Annotated in this window: 14 protein-coding genes; 11 read left to right on the forward strand and 3 right to left on the reverse strand. The window is 60.0% G+C overall.

What is annotated here, in order from left to right; translation table 11 throughout:
- Positions 1–3: 3 nt before the first annotated feature.
- The 3 genes from ACOKCT_RS02660 to ACOKCT_RS02670 are packed head-to-tail and all read left to right on the forward strand — an operon-like array spanning position 4 to position 4061.
- Complete coding sequence (locus tag ACOKCT_RS02660; protein ID WP_420193131.1) at positions 4–2547, forward strand: fimbria/pilus outer membrane usher protein; 2544 nt, start codon at positions 4–6, stop codon at positions 2545–2547.
- A gap of 16 nt (positions 2548–2563) precedes the next feature.
- Complete coding sequence (locus ACOKCT_RS02665; RefSeq protein ID WP_103178780.1) at positions 2564–3553, forward strand: fimbrial protein; 990 nt, start codon at positions 2564–2566, stop codon at positions 3551–3553.
- Between the two features lie 7 nt (positions 3554–3560).
- Positions 3561–4061: a fimbrial protein gene (locus ACOKCT_RS02670; protein ID WP_103181052.1), complete on the forward strand. Its 501-nt coding sequence runs from the start codon at positions 3561–3563 to the stop codon at positions 4059–4061.
- On the opposite strand, the gene dinG is transcribed toward ACOKCT_RS02670, so the two are convergent.
- The gene (gene dinG, locus ACOKCT_RS02675; protein WP_420193132.1) at positions 4048–6225 is read right to left on the reverse strand and encodes an ATP-dependent DNA helicase DinG; all 2178 of its coding nucleotides are present in this window, start codon (positions 6223–6225) and stop codon (positions 4048–4050) included. The genes ACOKCT_RS02670 and dinG overlap by 14 nt on opposite strands.
- A gap of 95 nt (positions 6226–6320) precedes the next feature.
- Positions 6321–7682 carry an ATP-dependent RNA helicase RhlE gene (gene rhlE / locus ACOKCT_RS02680; RefSeq protein WP_103178778.1) on the reverse strand — a complete coding sequence of 454 codons (1362 nt, stop codon included), beginning with the start codon at positions 7680–7682 and terminating at the stop codon, positions 6321–6323.
- A 270-nt stretch (positions 7683–7952) separates the two neighbouring features.
- Here rhlE and cecR point away from each other — a divergent pair, with 270 nt between their 5' ends.
- The 5 genes from cecR to ACOKCT_RS02705 all read left to right on the forward strand — a co-directional run bounded on the left by cecR (position 7953) and on the right by ACOKCT_RS02705 (position 13692).
- Positions 7953–8630: a transcriptional regulator CecR gene (cecR, locus tag ACOKCT_RS02685; RefSeq protein ID WP_103178777.1), complete on the forward strand. Its 678-nt coding sequence runs from the start codon at positions 7953–7955 to the stop codon at positions 8628–8630.
- On the forward strand, positions 8627–9622 hold the full coding sequence (hlyD, locus tag ACOKCT_RS02690) for a secretion protein HlyD (protein ID WP_156654132.1): 996 nt from the start codon (positions 8627–8629) through the stop codon (positions 9620–9622). Before cecR ends, hlyD begins: the two co-directional genes overlap by 4 nt.
- Positions 9615–11351, forward strand: a complete 1737-nt coding sequence (locus tag ACOKCT_RS02695; RefSeq protein ID WP_103181051.1) for an ATP-binding cassette domain-containing protein — start codon at positions 9615–9617, stop codon at positions 11349–11351. Before hlyD ends, ACOKCT_RS02695 begins: the two co-directional genes overlap by 8 nt.
- Positions 11344–12477: an ABC transporter permease gene (locus tag ACOKCT_RS02700; RefSeq protein WP_156654131.1), complete on the forward strand. Its 1134-nt coding sequence runs from the start codon at positions 11344–11346 to the stop codon at positions 12475–12477. Before ACOKCT_RS02695 ends, ACOKCT_RS02700 begins: the two co-directional genes overlap by 8 nt.
- A 108-nt stretch (positions 12478–12585) precedes the next feature.
- Positions 12586–13692, forward strand: coding sequence for an ABC transporter permease (locus ACOKCT_RS02705; protein ID WP_103178774.1), 1107 nt, complete (start codon positions 12586–12588; stop codon positions 13690–13692).
- Here ACOKCT_RS02705 and ACOKCT_RS02710 read toward each other — a convergent pair.
- The gene (locus ACOKCT_RS02710) at positions 13654–14064 is read right to left on the reverse strand and encodes a YbhQ family protein (protein WP_420193133.1); all 411 of its coding nucleotides are present in this window, start codon (positions 14062–14064) and stop codon (positions 13654–13656) included. The two genes, ACOKCT_RS02705 and ACOKCT_RS02710, sit on opposite strands and share 39 nt — an antisense overlap.
- Before the next feature lie 132 nt (positions 14065–14196).
- On the opposite strand from ACOKCT_RS02710, the gene ACOKCT_RS02715 reads away from it, so the two are divergent.
- The 3 genes from ACOKCT_RS02715 to ACOKCT_RS02725 are packed head-to-tail and all read left to right on the forward strand — an operon-like array spanning position 14197 to position 17158.
- Positions 14197–14958, forward strand: coding sequence for an endonuclease/exonuclease/phosphatase family protein (locus ACOKCT_RS02715; protein ID WP_103178772.1), 762 nt, complete (start codon positions 14197–14199; stop codon positions 14956–14958).
- On the forward strand, positions 14955–16196 hold the full coding sequence (clsB, locus tag ACOKCT_RS02720; protein ID WP_103178771.1) for a cardiolipin synthase ClsB: 1242 nt from the start codon (positions 14955–14957) through the stop codon (positions 16194–16196). The genes ACOKCT_RS02715 and clsB overlap by 4 nt, the downstream gene beginning before the upstream one ends.
- Positions 16196–17158 (forward strand): lysylphosphatidylglycerol synthase domain-containing protein, encoded by a 963-nt coding sequence (locus ACOKCT_RS02725; RefSeq protein WP_103178770.1) that lies wholly within the window; start codon positions 16196–16198, stop codon positions 17156–17158. Before clsB ends, ACOKCT_RS02725 begins: the two co-directional genes overlap by 1 nt.
- The last annotated feature ends 78 nt before the right edge of the window (positions 17159–17236 follow it).

Here is a 17236-nt window from a genome sequence, read left to right on the forward strand (position 1 = left end):
GCCATGCCCTGGGACTACTCCACCAAAGCCCCCCGTAATCCCGTACGCACCCTGCTGATTGCCCTGGGCTGCGCGGTGCTGAACGTGGGGGTACAGCAGGTGCTGGCGGAGGATTATTTCAACCCGGCACTGCTGGATATCGACACGCCCGGCCAGGGCAAAACCGACCTCTCGCTGTATGAGAAGGGCCCGGGCATCGCGCCGGGGAGCTATCAGGTGGATGTCTATGTGAATAATAATAAAGTGGCTAACAGAAAGATCGCCTTTGGCCTGCAACAGCCAGCCAGCGGTCCGGCCACCCTGCAACCCTGCCTCTCGCCAGAAACCCTGAAGAGCCTGGGTATCCAGAGCGATAAATTCAGCGTCACCAAGGATGACGGCTGTGTCGATCTCTCTGGGTTACCGGCCGCCAGCGCCACTTTCCGCCCCGGCCAGCAGCAGCTGCTGCTGAGCATCCCCCAGGCGGCCATTGTTCCCGTGCCTCACGGTTATGTGGCGCCGGATGAGATGGACAACGGGATCAACGCTTTCCTGCTGAACTACAGCTACTCCGCCGGGGATAGCCGCAGCCGGGGTGAAGAGGGCAGCCACCAGCGTAATGAATATCTCAACCTGCGGCCGGGACTGAACCTCGGCGCCTGGCGTCTACGCAACTACTCCACCTGGAGCCGCACCCGGGACGATCGTACCACGCAGCACGACTTCTCGCCGGTCTACAGCTATGCCCAGCGCAATATTCTGTCGCTGGGCAGCGTCGTTACTCTCGGAGAAAGCTCTACCCCCTCCGACGTGTTTGACAGCCTGTCGTTCACCGGGGCGCAGATTGCCTCCGACGATGACATGCTGCCGGACAGCCTGAAGGGCTTCGCCCCGCGCATTCGCGGCGTGGCGCACAGTAACGCCCAGGTGGTGGTGCGCCAGAACGGCTACGTGATCTATCAGAACTACGTCGCCCCCGGCGCGTTTGAAATTAACGATCTCTACCCTACCGGCGGCAGCGGCGATCTGAACGTTACCGTCAAAGAGACCGATGGCAGCGAGCAGCACTTTGTGGTGCCTTACGCCTCGGTGCCGGTTTTACAGCGTGAAGGCCGCTTCAAGTACAGCCTGACTGGCGGGCGCTACCGCAGCTATGACCACAGCGTGGAGAAGACACCGTTCCTGCAGGGCACCGGGATCTATGGCCTGCCGTACGATATCACCGCCTACGGCGGTATCCAGACCAGTCAGTATTACGATGCCCTGGCGCTCGGCACCGGTAAAAACATCGGTGACTGGGGAGCGTTTTCGGTGGATATGACCGCGGCAAAATCGCAGATGCAGGGGCAAAAAACCTCCCGTGGCCGCGCCTGGCGAGTGCGCTATAGCAAAGACTTCGCGACCACCGGCACCCACTTTACGGTGGCCGGGTATCGCTACAACAGCGCCGGGTTTGACACCATGGCAGACGTCCTTAACTCCCATACCCACGACGACGACTGGAGCCCGACGGATCGCCGCCGCAACCGCCAGGAAGCCACTATCGATCAATCCCTGGGCGGCTCCCTGGGCTCGATGACGTTAAGCCTGGTCAAAGAGAATTACTGGCACAGCGACCAGAGTATGACCTCGTTGAGCATCGGCTATAACGGCAGCTGGCACGGCATCAGCTACGGTATCAACTATGGCCTGAGCAAAAACGTCCAGGATGAAGAGGATAACGACGATCGGCGGGAGAACGAGCAGACCTTCGGCTTTAACGTCTCCGTTCCGCTGGATCGCTGGCTGAGCAATACCTGGGTCAATTACACCTTTAACAACAGCAAGCATGACACCAGTCAGAGCGTCGGCCTGAACGGCACCGCGCTGGCGGGGGATAACCTCAGCTGGGGGATTCAGCAGGGCCACAGCCACACTTCCGGCTATAGCACCAACCTGAACAGCGATTACAAAGCCACCTACGGCGAGATGACGGCAGGCTATTCTCAGGATAACCAGCAGCGCCAGCTCAACCTCGGCGTACAGGGGAGCATGATTGCTCATGCCCACGGCATCACCCTCGGCCAGCCGATGGGGGACACGGTGGCATTGGTAGAGGCGCCGGGGGCCAACGGCACCGGGATCGAAAACCAGACCGGGGTTAAAACCGACTATCGTGGCTATGCCATTGTGCCTTACGTCACGCCGTACCATCACAATACCGTGTCACTGGATACCGAGAGCCTGCCTGCAGGCGCCGACGTCGGCCAGGCGGCCCAAATTATTACCCCAACCCGTGGGGCGGTGGTGCGTACCCACTTCAATACCCGCGTCGGCAGCCGGGTGCTGCTGACCCTCACCCGCGCCGATGGACGCCCGGTGCCCTTTGGTGCCACGGCGGCGCCGGCCCATGAGAGCGGCGAATTTATCGTTGGTGATGGCGGCCAGGTCTACCTGACCGGGATGCACGCCCGGGGCAGTGTCAACGTCAGCTGGGGCAAAGGCGCAGGCGCGCACTGCTCCGCCCACTATCAACTGCCGTCCCGATCCGCTGACCCGGTGATTAGCGTCACCGCGCAGTGCTCGTGACAGCATCGAGGAAAAGATGAAACCCTTCCGTTACGGCTCTGTACTGGCCCTGTTTGCCGCCCTGTTTCTGTTTATGCCGCAGGCTAAAGCAGCATGCTCTACCGCAGATCTGCCCTGGACAACCACGCCGGGTGCGCTGACGGTGCCCGCCACGCTGGGGGTGGGCAATGCTATCCCGGGCTCCGCCCGCACGCACACGGTAAAAGGCCACTGTGACGCTGCCGACAGCGGTAAGCCAATCACCGCCTGCCATCTGGGCGAAGGCGATGAAATTCCGGGGATGCCGGGCGTCTGGCGCAGCGGTATCGAGGGGATTGGTATTGAACTGCTGAACAGCGCCGGCCAGCCGGTCCGGGGCCGTAACGCCCACTGTGACAGCCGAAGCACGCCCCTGGGGTACGTCAGCAGTGACGGCTCCGGCAGCTTCAACGTATCGCTGAGGATGCAGCTGATCAAAACGGCAAGCACCACCAAAGAGCAGACGTCAACGACGGTGCGTAACGGCATCTGGTCCCTGGGTATCTACCCCGATCAACAGCTGGGTCAACTGAACGCCGTGCGCTACGGCGGCAGCCTGGCGCTGAAGGCCACCACCTGCTCCGTAGATCCGAGAAGCCTGGTCATTATGCTGGGGAATTTTCCGGTCACTCTCTTTACCCACATCGGCAGCACCAGCGGCTGGCAAAGCTTTAACCTGACGGCAACCTGTACCGACGCGGTGACCATGACCGCCCGGGTTACCAGCGCCAACGGCAGCACCTCGCTCGGTGACGGCAATGACGTGCTGAACCTGACACCGGGCAGCGACAGCGCCACGGGCATCGGGGTGCGAATGATGGTTGGCGGCGTGGCGCTACGCTACAACTACCCTATCCCCTTTGGCGACCAGACCGTTCCCAACCAGCCGTTCGACCTGCCCTTCAGGGTGCAGTATTACCAGACTGGCGTTCAGGCGACTGCCGGAAGAGCCAATACCATTGCCACCATCGACATTGAATATCAGTGAGATCCCGATGAAATATGTAGCCCTGCTCGTGCTGCTGGCCAGCCTGCCCGCCTCAGCCACCGACGTGCTCCTCAGCATCAAAGGCAATATTTACGATACGGCCTGCGAGGTGGACAGCACCAGCCAGAATAAAGTGGTCAATCTCGGCCAGGCGGTGGCCAGTGATTTTAAAGCGCCGGGGGATGTCGGCGTGTGGAAAAATTTTGATATCACCATTTCGCATTGCCCGCAAAGCCTCACCCTGGCGACGATCAACCTGGAGGGGCAGCGCGACAGGCTTCATCCGTTCAAGTTCGCCAACACCGGTACGGCGAAAGGGCTGGCGCTGGAACTGGGCGACCGCACCGACTCGATCATTCTGGCGCCAGAAGCGCGCTTCAATGCGGTAATTGACCCGATCACCCACAGCGCCGATTTCCCGATGGCGGCACGCTATTACGCCTCGTACGTTCCGGTCCACGCGGGGGAGTTTTCAAGCACGGTGCTGTTTACCTTCACTTACCAGTAGGACCACGCCCCTTAGCACGGATGCTTTTCCTGCGCCCGGCGGCAAGCTTAGCCGGGCGTTTTTTTACTTTGGGAACCTCAGGCTGTTCGATGGGAAAGACCGGCAGGGCATTCAGCAACCGCTTGCCGTAGTTTTTGGTCAACAGCCGCTTATCGTAGATCACCACTTCGCCCCAGCAGCTGTGGCTGCGGATCAGGCGCCCGACCTGCTGGATCAGGTTGAACGACGCCGCAGGCAGACTCTGCACCTCAAACGGGAAGCGGTTCAGGCTTTTCAGCCACTCGCCTTCGGTGAGCACCACCGGGCTGTCGATAGGCGGGAAGGCAATCTTATGGATATGCACCTGGGTCAGGTAGTCGCCCTTCAGATCCAGCCCTTCGGCAAAGGACTGGAGCCCCACCAGCACGCTGCGCTCTCCGGCCTCGATACGTTTACGGTGCAGCTCTACCAGCCGGTAGCGGGGCTGATCCCCCTGAACCAACAGCAACAGGCGCAGGTCGGTGACAAAGGTTAAAAAGAGGTTCATTGCCCGGGCGCTGGCGAACAGCACCAGCATGCCGGGATACTTTTTGCTTTCCAGCTGTTCGCGAAAGTAGGCCGCCATTTCGGCCAGGTGCTGCTCTTCGTTGTCGATCAGCGGCTCATACTGCATGCGCGGGATCACCAGCTTGCCCTGCTCGCAGTGGTTGAACGGCGAGTCGAGGGCCACAAAGCGATCGCCCGCCTTCTCCTTCAGACCGCTCATCTCCTGCAGGCGGGAGAAACTGTTCAGCGAGCGCAGCGTGGCGGAGGTCACCACCACATGCGGGACGCTGCGCCAGAGCAGCTTTTCCAGCTGATCGCTGACGCGAATACCCGCGCAGTGGAAGAAGAGATGCACCTGCCCCTCCCGGACCTCCCGCGTCGCCCACTTGGTGACCGGCGCGCCGGAGGCCTGGGCCATCGACGCCAGCCGCCACAGCTTGCTCTGCCCCTCGAACATACCCAGGGCACGGTTCATCTGTAGCAGCACCCGGTGGACACGCACCACGTCATGGGTGCCGGTTTTTTCACTGAGATCGTTTAAAAACAGCTCCGCCAGCCCACGCAGTTTTTCAATAAGCTGCGCCAGCTCGCGGCAAAGATCCATGATCTCCTCCGGCAGCGTGCCCATCTCAAAGCGGTGCTCTGCTTCCTGGCCGGGTGGCAGATAGAGATTGAGCATGTTATTCAGCGAGGCGATATGGCTATAGATCGTTTCGCAGTGCTCGCTGAGGCGCTCCGGGATCGCCAGCGGCGGAATGGTTTTCGGCCGGAACTGATCCATGCAGGTCGCCACCAGCTTGCAGAACAGATCGAGCTGCAGGCGGAACCAGGGGGCAGTTATCTCGGCGCTCATCTCCAGCGCGTCGCGGGCGACGTCCGGCAGGTGATGGCCTTCATCCAGCACCAGCAGCAGGTTTTTCGGATCCGGCAGCACCGCTTCGCTCTCCATCGCCGCCATTACCAGCGCATGGTTGGCGACCACCACTTCAGCCTCCTGAATTTCGCGGCGGGCAACAAAGAACGGGCATTCGCGATAGTAGTGGCAGTTGCGGTTCAGACAGCTGGCCTTATCGGTACTGAGCCTGCGCCAGAGATCGTCACTGAGCGCCTGATCGGTGTGATCCCGCAGGCCATCCCATTTATAGCTATCGAGATCGGCCTTAAGCCGGGCGCACTGCTCCTGCTCAGCTTTATTGTTGGGGGTCAGCTCGTCATCCAGAAAGGCCAGCAGATCCTGCTGGGTGGGCTCGGTGCTGGCAAGGGCGGCTAAGTTGCGCGGGCAGACATAGCGCCCACGCCCAAAGGCGGCGGTGAAGCGCAGCTCGGGAATAATTTTGCGCAGCAGCGGCAGGTCTTTGCTGTAGATCTGATCCTGCAGGGCGACGTTGGCGGTACTGACCACCAGCGTCTTTTGTTCTTCCCGGGCGATAGCGATGCCGGGGATCAGGTAAGAGAGGGTTTTACCGACGCCAGTCGGGGCTTCAATTGCCAGATGTCGGCCCTCGTCACCGGCCAGCGTTTTTGCCACATCGGCAATCATCTGCCGTTGCGGTGCGCGGGGAATGAAGTCGGGGATCTGCTGTTGTAGCGCCTTATACCAGGCGGCAATTTGCGCTTTCAGCGCGGCGGTTAAAGCCATGATGAACCTGAAGTACTGTATAAACAGCCACTATTGTGGCACTTTCTCAAGCGGGCCGCAAAAGAAAAGCCCGGCTTTACGACCGGGCTTCCAGATTACTGCGCTGCTGACGGCTTGCGCGGACGGCGTCGACGCTGGCCTTCACCCGCCGGTTTGCCCTCGCCATCGCGACGCGGCGGTTTATTTGCCGCTTTCGGCGCGCCGCCTTCGCTACGGCGCGGCTGCTGCTGACCACGTCCACCGCCGCCCTGCCCGCGTCCACCGCCCTGACCACGCCCGCCCTGACGCCCGTTCTGGATCGGCTCGGCCTTGATGGACGGATCAACGTCATAGCCCTCGAGGGCGATACGCGGGATCTCTTTTTTCAGCAGGCGTTCAATGTCGCGCAGCAGCTTGTGCTCATCAACACAGACCAGCGACAGCGCTTCGCCCGTTGCCGCCGCGCGACCGGTACGGCCGATACGGTGGACATAATCTTCCGGAACGTTCGGCAGCTCGTAGTTCACCACGTGCGGCAGCTCTTCAATATCCAGACCGCGGGCGGCGATGTCGGTTGCCACCAGTACGCGGATATCACCCGATTTGAAATCGGCCAGCGCGCGGGTACGTGCCCCCTGGCTCTTATTACCGTGGATGGCCGCGCTGCGGATGCCGTCTTTGTTCAGCTGTTCCGCCAGGTGGTTCGCCCCGTGCTTGGTACGGGTAAAGACCAGCACCTGCTGCCAGTTGCCTTCACCAATCATCTGGGAGAGCAGTTCGCGCTTGCGCTTTTTATCAACAAAGTGAACATGCTGGGTCACCTGTTCGGAGGCGGTGTTGCGACGCGCCACTTCCACTTCCAGCGGATTGTGCAGCAGCTTTTCCGCCAGGCCTTTGATCTCGTCGGAGAAGGTTGCAGAGAAGAGCAGGTTCTGACGGCGGGCCGGCAATTTTGCCAGCACGCGACGAATATCGTGGATAAAGCCCATGTCCAGCATGCGGTCGGCTTCGTCGAGCACCAGAATCTCCACGCTGTCGAGCTTAACGGCGTTCTGGTGTTCCAGGTCGAGCAGGCGGCCCGGCGTGGCGATCAGCACGTCCACGCCGCCGCGCAGTTTCATCATCTGCGGGTTGATGCTCACCCCGCCAAACACCACCAGCGAGCGGATGTTGAGATAGCGGCTGTACTCACGCACGTTCTCACCCACCTGGGCGGCCAGTTCACGGGTTGGGGTCAGGATCAGGGCGCGTACCGGGCGACGGCCTTTGGCGTGCGGTTCGCTTGAGATGAGGCGTTGCAGCAGCGGCAGGGTAAAGCCGGCGGTTTTACCGGTCCCGGTCTGGGCGCTGGCCATCAGATCGCGGCCTGCCAGTACAGCGGGAATGGCCTGCTGCTGGATAGGGGTCGGTTCGCGGTAACCCTGCTCCGCTACAGCGCGCAGAATTTCCGGGTTCAGGCCAAGGGTATCAAAAGACATAACAACTCCGAACCGCCCCGACCATTTTCAGGTGTAGTTTTCAGGGAGATATAACAAATGAAAGGACAAAAACCACGGTGTCGCGAAGCAGCGGAGTGTAGCAGCTTTTGTGACTTGGCGCATAAATTATCCTGCAAACTCATAACTCCGCGTTATTACCTGTGCCGGGCAACGCCGTGCCGCCCGGCGCAAAACGTGCCGACAAAAGTGGACAAGCTCAAAAAACAGTCATACTCTTAATCAATCGATTGATTAATTTTGTGTGCCGCTATGAATCCGATCCCGACCACCACCAAAGGTGAGCAGGCGAAAAGCCAGTTAATCGCCGCCGCGCTGGCGCAGTTTGGCGAATATGGGCTGCATGCCACCACCCGCGATATCGCCGCGCAGGCGGGGCAGAATATCGCCGCCATTACCTACTATTTTGGCTCGAAAGAGGATCTCTACCTCGCCTGCGCCCAGTGGATCGCCGACTTCATTGGCACCCAGTTTCGCCCCCACGTGGAGGAAGCCACCACGCTGCTTGCCGAGCCGTCGCCGGATCGCGCGGCCATTCGTGGCCTGATCTTAACCGCCTGCAACAACATGATTCAGCTGCTGACCCATGACGATACGCTGAACCTGAGTAAGTTTATTTCACGCGAGCAACTCTCGCCCTCTGCCGCTTACCAGCTGGTCCACGATCAGGTTATCGCCCCGATGCACTCCCACCTGACCCGGCTGGTGGCGGCCTATACCGGGCGTGACCCTCTTGATACGCAGACCATTTTGCATACCCATGCCCTGCTGGGGGAAGTGCTCGCCTTTCGCCTGGGGCGTGAAACCATTCTGTTACGCACCGGCTGGACCGAATTTGATGAGGATAAAGCGCTGCAAATCAGTCAGGTCATCACCTGTCATGTCGATTTGATCCTGCAGGGCTTAACGCAAAGGAGCCTGGAGTCATGAAAAAACCTGTCGCCATTATTGTGGCTGTGGTGGTTGTGCTGGCAGCCGGTATCGGCGGCTGGCTGTGGTATCAGAGCCAGCAGGATAAAACGCTGACCCTGTACGGTAACGTCGATATCCGCACCGTGAACATGAGCTTTCGCGTCGGCGGACGGCTCGCCTCCCTGAGCGTGGATGAAGGTGATGCCATTACCGCTGGTCAGACGCTGGGCACGCTGGACAAGGCGCCCTACCAGAATGCGCTGTTGCAGGCCCAGGCGGGGGTTGCCGTGGCACAGGCGCAATACGACTTAATGCAGGCGGGCTACCGTGACGAAGAGGTCGCCCAGGCCGCCGCCGCCGTTAAACAGGCGCAGGCCGCCTATGACTACGCGCAGAACTTCTTTGTCCGTCAGCAGGGATTGTGGAAAAGCCGCACCGTGTCGGCCAACGATCTGGAGAACGCCCGCTCCTCGCGGGATCAGGCTCTGGCGACGCTGAAATCCTCCCAGGATAAGTTGCGCCAGTACCGCTCCGGCAACCGCGAGCAGGATATCGCCCAGGCAAAAGCCAGCCTCGAACAGGCCCAGGCTCAGCTGGCGCAAGCGCAGCTGGATCTGCACGACACTACCCTGGTGGCCCCGGCCAACGGTACCCTGCTGACACGCGCCATGGAGCCCGGCAGTATGCTGAACGCGGGCAGTACGGTACTGACCCTCTCCCTGACGCGTCCGGTATGGGTGCGGGCTTACGTCAATGAAGCCAGTCTCGGCGAGGCGAAACCGGGGCGCGAAGTGCTGCTCTATACCGACAGTCGCCCCGACAAGCCGTACCACGGGAAAATCGGCTTTGTCTCCCCGACCGCGGAATTTACGCCGAAAACCGTCGAAACCCCGGACCTGCGTACCGATCTGGTCTATCGCCTGCGCATTATCGTGAACGATGCCGACGATGCCCTACGCCAGGGAATGCCGGTGACCGTCAGCTTCGACAATGGGCAAGCCCATGAGTGATGCGGTGATCCAGCTTACCGGCCTGGTCAAACGCTTTGCCGGGATGGACAAACCCGCCGTCGCGCCGCTCGACTGCACGGTGCATAAAGGCTACGTCACCGGGCTGGTCGGCCCGGACGGCGCGGGCAAAACGACCCTGATGCGGATGCTTGCCGGCCTGCTGAAGCCCGACGAAGGCAGCGCCAGCGTGCTGGGGCTGGACCCGGTTCGCGACGATCGCGCCCTGCATGCGATGCTGGGCTATATGCCGCAGAAGTTCGGACTGTATGAAGATCTGACGGTGATGGAGAACCTGACCCTGTATGCCGACCTGCGCAGCGTCACCGGCGAAACCCGGGAGAAAACCTTTCAGCGCCTGCTTGAGTTTACGTCGCTCGGCCCCTTCACCGACCGGCTGGCGGGCAAGCTCTCCGGCGGCATGAAGCAGAAGCTGGGGCTGGCCTGTACGCTGGTGGGGCAACCGAAGGTGCTGCTGCTGGACGAACCCGGCGTCGGCGTGGATCCCATCTCCCGTCGCGAGCTGTGGCAGATGGTGCATGAGCTGGCAGGCGACGGGATGTTGATCCTCTGGAGCACCTCGTATCTCGACGAAGCGGAACAGTGCCGGGACGTGCTGCTAATGAACGAAGGTGAACTGCTCTATCAGGGCGATCCCACAGCCCTGACCCGGAGCATGACCGGGCGCAGCGTGCTGCTGCACTCTCCCCACGAGAACAACCGCCGCCTGCTGCAACGGGTGCTGAAGCTGCCCCAGGTGAGCGACGGCATGATCCAGGGGAAATCGGTGCGGGTGATCCTCAAAAAAGAGGCCCGCGCCGACGATCTGCGCCGAAACGCGGATCTGCCGGATCTGGCGATTGATGAGACTGCGCCGCGGTTTGAAGATGCCTTTATCGATCTGCTCGGCGGCGCAGGCACCGCCGAATCGCCGCTGGGGGCGATCCTGCATACCGTGGAGGGCACCCCCGGCGAGACGGTGATCGAGGCCAAATCCCTGACCAAAAAATTTGGTGATTTTGCCGCTACCGACAATGTGAACTTTACGGTAAAACGCGGCGAAATCTTCGGCCTGCTGGGCCCTAACGGCGCGGGTAAATCCACCACCTTTAAAATGATGTGCGGCCTGCTGGTGCCCACCGCCGGCAAAGCGCTGGTGCTGGATATGGATCTGAAGGTCAGCTCCGGCAAAGCGCGCCAGCATCTGGGCTATATGGCGCAAAAGTTCTCGCTCTACGGCAACCTGACGGTTGAGCAAAACCTGCGCTTTTTCTCTGGCGTCTACGGCCTGCGCGGGCGGGTGCAGAATGAAAAAATCGCCCGCATGAGCGAGGCGTTTGGCCTGCGCCAGGTCGCCGGCCAGGCCACCGACGCGCTGCCGCTCGGGTTCAAGCAGCGGCTGGCGCTGGCCTGCTCGCTGATGCACGAGCCGGACATTCTGTTTCTTGATGAACCCACCTCCGGGGTCGATCCCCTCACCCGCCGGGAGTTCTGGCTGCATATCAACAGCATGGTGGAAAAGGGGGTTACGGTGATGGTGACCACCCACTTTATGGACGAGGCGGAGTATTGCGACCGGATTGGGCTGGTCTATCGCGGCAAGCTGATTGCCCACGGCACACCCGACGATCTGAAAGCCCAGGTGGCGGATGCGCAGCAGCCCGATCCCACCATGGAACAGGCGTTTATCACGCTCATTAACGACTGGGATAAGGAGCATGGCCATGTCTGACAAAGCCCTCTCCTGGCGTCGGGTCCGCGCCCTGTGCATCAAAGAGACGCGGCAGATTGTGCGTGACCCGAGCAGCTGGCTGATTGCGGTGGTGATCCCCCTGCTGCTGCTCTTTATCTTCGGCTACGGCATAAACCTCGACTCCAGCAAGCTGCGGGTGGGGATCCTGCTGGAGCAGCACAGCGAAGAGGCGCTGGACTTCACCCATACCCTCACCGGCTCGCCCTACATCGACGCCACCATCAGTGACGATCGCCATAAGCTCACCCAGATGATGCAGGCCGGACGCATTCGCGGGATGATTGTGATCCCGGGGGATTTTGCCGCCCGCATGGCGCGCCCGAACGATACCGCTCCGATCCAGGTGATCACCGACGGCAGCGAGCCCAATACCGCCAACTTCGTGCAGGGCTACTCAGAGGGGATCTGGCAGCTGTGGCAGATGCAGCGGGCGGACGATCGCGGCGAGACGTTTGAGCCGCTGATTGACGTCCAGACCCGCTACTGGTTTAACCCGGCGGCCATCAGCCAGCACTTTATTATTCCCGGTGCGGTAACCATTATCATGACGGTGATCGGCGCCATTCTGACCTCGCTGGTGATTGCCCGCGAGTGGGAGCGCGGCACCATGGAGGCGCTGCTCTCCACCGAAGTGACGCGCACGGAACTGCTGCTGTGCAAGCTGATCCCCTACTATTTCCTCGGAATGCTGGCGATGCTGCTCTGCATGCTGGTATCCGTATTTATTCTCGGCGTGCCCTATCGCGGCTCGCTGCTGGTGCTGTTCGCCATCACCAGCCTTTTCCTGCTCAGCACGCTGGGGATGGGGCTGCTTATCTCCACCATCACCCGCAACCAGTTTAATGCCGCCCAGGTGGCGCTGAATGCCGCGTTTTTGCCGTCGATAATGCTGTCCGGGTTTATTTTCCAGATCGACAGTATGCCGGAGGTGATCCGCGCGGTGACCTATATCATCCCGGCGCGTTATTTCGTCAGCACCCTGCAAAGCCTGTTCCTGGCGGGCAATATTCCGGTGGTGCTGATGGTGAACCTGCTGTTTTTGATTGCCTCGGCGGTAATGTTTATCGGCCTGACATGGATGAAAACCAAACGGCGCCTGGATTAGCCGTCGTGCATCGATTGTGCCCGGTGGCGCTACCTTACCGGGCCTACAAGGCCCGTTGATTTTGTAGGTCGGGTAAGCGATAGCGCCACCCGACGAGAGGACGACACTATGTTTTACCGTTTATGGACATTGATTCGCAAAGAGCTGCAATCCCTGCTGCGCGAGCCGCAGACCCGGGCGATATTGATTCTGCCGGTGCTGATCCAGGTGCTGCTCTTCCCCTGGGCGGCCACCCTGGAGGTGACCAACGCCACGATCGCTGTCTATAACGAAGATAACGGCAAACATTCGGTGGAGCTGACCCAGCGTTTCGCCCGCGCCAAAGCCTTTACCCATGTGCTGATCCTGAAGAGCCCACAGGAGATCCAGCCCACCATCGATACGCAAAAGGCGCTGCTGCTGGTGCGCTTCCCGGCCGATTTTTCCCGTAACCTCGACACCCTGCAAACTGCCCCTATGCAGCTCATTCTCGACGGGCGTAACTCCAACAGCGCGCAAATCGCCGCCAACTACCTGCAACAGGTGGTAAAGGATTACCAGCAGGAGCTGATGGCGGGCAAACCGAAACCGAACAACAGCGAGCTGGTGGTGCGCAACTGGTATAACCCGAACCTCGACTACAAATGGTTTGTGGTGCCGTCGTTGATCGCCATGATCACCACCATTGGGGTGATGATCGTCACCTCCCTGTCGGTGGCCCGGGAGCGCGAACAGGGCACCTTCGATCAGCTGGTGGTCTCCCCGCTGGCGACCTGGCAAATCTTTGTCGGTAAGGCGGTCCCGGCGCTGATTGTCGCCACTTTCCAGGCCAGTATTGTGCTGGCGATTGGCATCTGGGCCTATCACATCCCGTTTGCCGGATCGCTTCTGCTCTTTTACTTCACAATGGTGATTTACGGGCTGTCGCTGGTGGGGTTTGGTCTGCTGATCTCGGCGCTCTGCTCGACCCAGCAGCAGGCGTTTATCGGGGTGTTCGTCTTTATGATGCCCGCCATTTTGCTCTCGGGCTACGTCTCGCCGGTGGAGAACATGCCGGTCTGGCTGCAGAACTTAACCTGGGTGAATCCGATCCGGCACTTCACCGATATCACCAAGCAGATCTATCTCAAGGATGCGAGTCTGGATATTGTCTGGGGGAGTTTGTGGCCGCTACTGGTGATAGCGGCCGTGACGGGTTCAGTGGCGTACGCGATGTTCAGGCGGAATATCGCGTAGCTTTTTGTCTTTGGTTAACAGGGAAACGATCGCGGGCCCAGCAAGGATAGCCAGCCCTGCGACAGCCAGCAAAAAGTTGTTTTGCAGCACGCGGGACAACAGCCACAGCACAATCAGTGCCGCGCCAAAATACCAGGTGGTGGTGAGCTCTTCGAGCACATCCGCCACTTCGCACCAGCGCGCTTCATGATGACGCTGTAAAAAGAGCATCAACAGGACAGTCACGCCGTACAGCACGCATAATCCTAAGCCGACCCGCACCAGGGTACCGCTCATCCAGGCCATCACCAGCACGGCCACCACCAATAAATGCAACATAATCTGCCAGCAACTCAGGCCGGTTGCGACGCGTATGCGTTGTTGCCACTTCATGGCACTCTCCTGAAGGATTTTACTCTGCCTGTTCAGACTATCGCACTTTACGGAAAATTCCGTAACACAGCACCTTTTTGTGACGACGACTACACTTTATTTTCATCAGGATAGTGACGCGGGAAGGAGTGTATGGCCCAACAAACCCGGCATTTTTCGCTTAAAGTGTTAACAATCAATATTCATAAAGGATTCGCGGCTTTTAACCGCCGTTTCATTCTGCCCGAACTGCGTGACGCTGTACGAACCGTCAGCGCGGATATCGTCTGCCTGCAGGAGGTGATGGGCGCGCATGAAGTTCATCCTTTGCATGTGGAAAACTGGCCCGATACCAGCCACTACGAATTTCTCGCCGACACCATGTGGAGCGACTACGCTTACGGGCGTAATGCCGTCTATCCCGAGGGGCATCACGGCAATGCCATTCTCTCCCGCTACCCTATCGAACACTATGAAAATCACGATGTCTCGGTGGGCGAGAGTGAAAAACGTGGGCTGCTTTACTGCCGTGTCGCGATCCCGGAGCTGAGCAGATCGCTGCATGTGGCCTCGGTCCACCTTGGCCTGCGCGAAGCGCACCGCCAGGCCCAGCTGCAGATGATGACCGAGTGGGTCAACGGCCTGCCGGAAGGCGAACCGGTGGTGGTCGCCGGAGATTTTAACGACTGGCGCCAGCGCGCCAACCATCCGCTGAAAACGGGGGCCGGGTTAGAAGAGATCTTCACCCTCGCCCACGGCAGGCCCGCCCGTACCTTCCCGGTGAGATTCCCGCTGCTGCGTCTGGACAGGATCTATGTCAAAAACGCTCACGCCAGCAGCCCCACCGCGCTGGCCCTGAGCAACTGGCGTCACCTTTCCGACCATGCGCCGTTAAGTGCGGAGATTCATCTATGAAATGTTCATGGCAAAGCGGCAACCGGATAAAGCTGCTGGAAAATGGCGATCAATATTACCCGGCGGTATTTGCCGCCATCGAGAAAGCGCAAAGCCGGGTACTGCTTGAAACCTTTATCTGGTTTGAAGACAACGTGGGGCGAAAACTGCATTCGGTGATCCTGCGGGCGGCCCAGCGCGGGGTGCATATCGAAGTGCTGCTGGACGGCTACGGCTCCCCCGACCTCAGCGATGAATTCGTGGGGGAACTCACCTCAGCAGGGGTGGTATTCCGCTACTACGATCCACGCCCGCCTCTGCTGGGTATGCGTACCAACGTCTTCCGCCGCATGCACCGTAAAATTGTGGTGGTGGACGATCAGGTGGCCTTTGTGGGCGGGATTAACTATTCCGCGGAACATATGTCGGACTACGGTCCTGAAGCCAAACAGGATTATGCCGTTCAGGTCGAAGGCCCGGTGGTACAGGATATTTTGCAGTTTGTCGTGGAAAACCTCCCCGGCAAAGCCGCAGTGCGTCGCTGGTGGAAGCGGCGTCATCGCGCCGAAGAGAATACCAAACCGGGCGAAGCGCAGGCGCTGTTTGTCTGGCGCGATAATGAAGAGCACCGGGACGATATTGAGCGGCACTATCTGAAGATGCTGACCAACGCCCGTCGGGAGGTGATTATCGCCAACGCCTACTTCTTCCCGGGGTATCGCCTGCTGCACGCCATGCGTAACGCAGCCCGGCGCGGCGTGCGGGTTAAGCTGATTGTGCAGGGCGAGCCGGATATGCCCATAGTGACCGTGGGCGCCCGCCTGCTCTACAACTATCTGGTGAAAGGCGGCGTCGAGATTTACGAATACCGCCGCCGTCCGCTGCACGGTAAGGTCGCGCTGATGGACGATCACTGGGTAACTGTCGGCTCCAGCAACCTCGATCCCCTTAGCCTGTCGCTGAATCTGGAGGCCAACCTGATTATTCACGATCGCGAGTTTAACCAGACCCTGCGTGACAATCTCACCGCCATCATCGCCGAGGATTGCGTCCGGGTGGATGAGTCGATGGTGCCGAAACGCACCTGGTGGAATCTGGGCAAAAGCGTGGTGGTGTTCCACTTCCTGCGCCATTTCCCGGCGCTGGTCGGCTGGTTGCCTGCGCATACGCCTAAACTGGCGCAGGTCCCCCCGCCGGTACAACCCGAGATGGAGACTCAGGATCGCGTTGAGGCGAGCAACACGGGGGTAAAACCCTGATGAGCAAAAAACATTCGCGCTGGCGTCTGGCAAAAAAGATCCTCACCTGGGTATTTTTTATAGCCGTTGCAGTGCTGCTGGTCATTTACGCCAAAAAAGTCGACTGGGGTGAGGTGTGGAAGGTCATCCGCGACTACGACCGTGTGTCGCTGATGGGCGCCGTGGCGCTGGTGATACTGAGCTTCCTGCTGTATGGCTGTTACGACCTGCTGGGACGAGTCTACTGCGGGCATAAGCTGGCCAAGCGCCAGGTCATGCTGGTGTCGTTTATCTGCTACGCCTTTAACCTGACCCTGAGCACCTGGGTGGGCGGCATCGGCATGCGCTACCGGCTTTACTCCCGCCTGGGACTGCCCAGCAGCACCATCACCCGCATCTTCTCCCTGAGTATTACCACCAACTGGCTGGGTTACGTCCTGCTGGGTGGGGTAATCTTCACCGCGGGCGTGGTGCAGTTGCCTGCTCACTGGTATATCGATCAGTCGACGCTGCGCATTATTGGCATCGTGCTACTGCTGGTGATTGGGTTCTATCTGTGGGCCTGCGCGTTCGCTAAGCGGCGCCATGTAACCATCAAAAAGCAAAAGCTTGTGCTCCCCTCCTGGCGCTTTGCGCTGGCGCAGATGGGCATTTCCGCCGCCAACTGGATGGCGATGGGGGCCATTATCTGGCTGCTGATGGGTGAAGATATCAACTACTTCTTTGTGCTGGGCGTGCTGCTGGTGAGCAGTATCGCCGGGGTGATTGTCCATATCCCGGCCGGGATTGGGGTGCTGGAAGCGGTGTTTATCGCCCTGTTAGCGGGGGAGCATGTCTCTCACGGTACCATCATCGCCGCCCTGCTGGCCTATCGTATGCTCTACTATTTCCTGCCTCTGGGGCTGGCGACGGTCTGTTATCTGGTGCTGGAGAGCCGGGCGAAGAAGTTGCGGGCCAAAAACGAACAACAGATGGCGAAGTAGTGGCGGGACTGGCCGGGTGGCGCTGCGCTTACCCGGCCAGGAAGACCGTAGGCCCGGCAAGCACAGCGCCGCCGGGCA

The organism is Leclercia sp. M-A074-M (genome assembly GCF_965195605.1).
Taxonomy (GTDB): Bacteria; Pseudomonadota; Gammaproteobacteria; order Enterobacterales; family Enterobacteriaceae; genus Enterobacter.